This window comes from Nocardia takedensis NBRC 100417, from assembly GCF_000308695.1.
Lineage (GTDB): Bacteria > Actinomycetota > Actinomycetes > Mycobacteriales > Mycobacteriaceae > Nocardia > Nocardia takedensis.
The window spans coordinates 1-477 of the sequence record NZ_BAGG01000166.1 but is presented as its reverse complement, the minus strand read 5'-3'; the positions used below and the strand labels follow the sequence as shown (position 1 = coordinate 477).

The window sequence follows — 477 nt, the reverse complement described above, 5'->3', positions numbered from 1 at the left end:
GGCAGAGTTCGTGGACCAGGCGCATCTTCTCGAGCACCGGGTCGGGCAGGACGAACGGGTAGAGGTCGGGGTGTCCCATGGATCGGTTGACCATGTTCAGTGACCAGGCCAGGGGGAGCCAGAGGTCGATGATCTTGTCGAATCCGGCGCGGCCGAGTTGGGGGCGGTCCAGGGAGGCGCCGGAGGGGGCGATGCCGAAGGCGGCGGCGGTGTCGAGGGTGTCGCGGATGTGCAGGTAGTGGGCGAAGGTCTCGGCCCAGTCCTCGGCGGGGTGCATGGTGGCGTAGGAGGAGACGTAGGTGGCTTCCCAGCCGGCGGGTGCGCCGTCGCTGTAGTGGCGGTCCAGGGCGGCTTGGTAGTCGGTGTCGGGGTCGCCGAACAGGTCGAGGAATCGTTGTTTCGCGGTGTCGTCGGCGACGAGGACGGCGTAGTAGTAGTGGCCGATCTCGTGGCGGAAGTGGCCGAGCAGGGTCCGAT

General features: G+C 67.7%; 1 protein-coding gene. It reads right to left on the bottom strand.

The window, feature by feature from the left end; all coding sequences use genetic code 11:
- On the bottom strand, positions 1–477 hold a 477-nt coding region (locus ON30_RS27750), incomplete at both ends, for a putative zinc-binding metallopeptidase (RefSeq protein ID WP_040711869.1).